The 1,902-nt window shown below is 71.4% G+C and carries 2 protein-coding genes; one reads left to right on the top strand and one right to left on the bottom strand.

The features are described 5' to 3' along the window. Positions 1-68: 68 nt before the first annotated feature. On the bottom strand, positions 69-1,034 hold the full coding sequence (hemH, locus tag FW784_RS13815) for a ferrochelatase (protein ID WP_425481660.1): 966 nt from the start codon (positions 1,032-1,034) through the stop codon (positions 69-71). Between the two features lie 143 nt (positions 1,035-1,177). Here hemH and FW784_RS13810 point away from each other — a divergent pair. Next, the coding region (locus FW784_RS13810) for a lipid-binding SYLF domain-containing protein (protein WP_149353902.1) at positions 1,178-1,902 on the top strand (725 nt) is incomplete at its 3' end.

The following is a 1,902-nucleotide window of genomic DNA, read 5'->3' as shown; positions in this document are numbered from 1 at the left end:
TTCTGCCGTCGCCGAAGCGCAGGCCGGCGAGGCGGCCGAAAGGCGTGTCGAGGGCGATCTCGCGCATGTCAGGCCAGCGCGCGGCGCGCGATGTCGGCCAATACGCGGGCGTGTTCCGCCGAATCGTTGAGGCAGGGGACATAGTTCATGCGGCCGCCGGCCTGCGCGAACTCGTGCGCGAGCATCTCGCCCACTTCCTCCAGCGTTTCAAGGCAATCGACCGCGAATCCCGGCGCGACCACGTCGACATCGAATACGCCGCGCGCGGCGAACTCGCGCAGCGTGGCCTGCGTCGACGGGCCGATCCATTTCTCGCGACCGAACTGCGACTGGTAGGCGATCGTCCACTGCGCGCGACCGAGGCCCAGCGACGCGGCGATCGCGGCCGCGGAGGCCTCGCATTGCTGCTGGTACGGGTCGCCACGGCGGATGAAACGCTCGGGAAGGCCGTGGAACGAGAAGAGCAGGTGGCGCTCGCCACCGAACCCCGCGCGGGCGCTGCGGACAGTCGCCGCCACCGCGTCGACCCAGCCCGCGTCCAGGTGGTACTGCTCGACGACGCGAGCGTCCGGCGACGCCGCCGCGACCACGTCGGTGACGGCGCCCGTCGTCGACGTCGAGTACTGCGGATAGAGCGGCAGCACCGCGATGCGCTCGATGCCGTCGGCGCGCAGCGAGTCGAGCACGCTGCGCAGCGCTGGCTTGCCATAACGCATCGCCTCGACCACGCGGACATCCGGCATCTGCGCCTGCACGGCGCGCGCCAAACGACGCGTGTACACCGCCAGCGGCGAGCCGCCGTCGACGCCGTCCATCCAGATCGACGCGTACTTCTTCGCGACCGGTTTGCCGCGCACCGGCAGGATCACGAAGTGCAGCAGCGGGCACCAGAGCCAGCGGCTGAGATCGACCACGCGATGGTCGTGCAGGAATTCGGACAGGTAGCGGCGCACGTCGCGCGGCGTCGGCGCAGCCGGCGTGCCGAGGTTGACGAGGACGAGGGCGGTGCGCGGGGCGGCGTCGGTCATCGCCATAGCATGACAGCGGGCCCGGCGCGGACGGCGGCCAGGAACGGAACGCGACGTCGCGACCGCCGCGGTCGGCCACGGTTGCTTGATATTCATCCGCGCGTCACTAGCCTGAACCACCCCGTTCGCCGGTATCGACCATGGATCGTCTGCCCCGCCTTTCCGGACTCTTTCTCGCCCTCGGCCTGCTGGCCGCCGCCCCGGCGTTCGCCGGCCCCGTGGAGGACGAGCGCGCCCGCAACGCGCTGCGCGTGCTCCAGGAGATCCGCAAGGTTCCCGAGTCGGCCATTCCCGACAAGCTGCTCGACGAGGCGCGCGCGATCGTGGTCGTGCCCGACACGCTGAAGATCGGCCTGGTGTTCGGCGGTCGACGCGGCCACGGCGTGATGGCGGTGAAGAATCCCGACGGTACGTGGTCGCAGCCGGCGTTCGTCAAGCTCACCGGCGGTTCCGTCGGCCTGCAGGCTGGCGTGCAGTCCTCGGACGTGGTGCTGGTGTTCCGCGGCGAGCGCGGCGTGGATTCGATCGTCAACGGCAAGGTCACGCTGGGCGCCGATGCGGCGGTTGCGGCGGGACCGGTCGGGCGCAGCGCGGCGACGGCCACCGACGGCCAGCTCAAGGCGGAGATCTGGTCGTGGTCGCGCGCGCGTGGCCTGTTCGCCGGCATCGCGCTCGACGGCGCGGTGCTGCAGATCGACGACGAGGCCGACCAGCTCGCCTACGGCGAGGGCAGCACGCCGCGGATGATCTTCGAAGGCCGCGCGACGGGCACGCCGTCGACCGCCCTTGTCGACTTCCGCGATGCGCTGGAGGAAGCGACCGCGGCGGCCCATGTCGAGCGCGCTGCCGCGCCGCCGGTTACCGCAGCGGCGGG

Source organism: Cognatilysobacter lacus, from assembly GCF_008274655.1.
Lineage (GTDB): Bacteria > Pseudomonadota > Gammaproteobacteria > Xanthomonadales > Xanthomonadaceae > Cognatilysobacter > Cognatilysobacter lacus.
The sequence above is the reverse complement of the archived record's forward strand: the minus strand, read 5'-3'. Positions and strand labels throughout refer to the sequence as shown.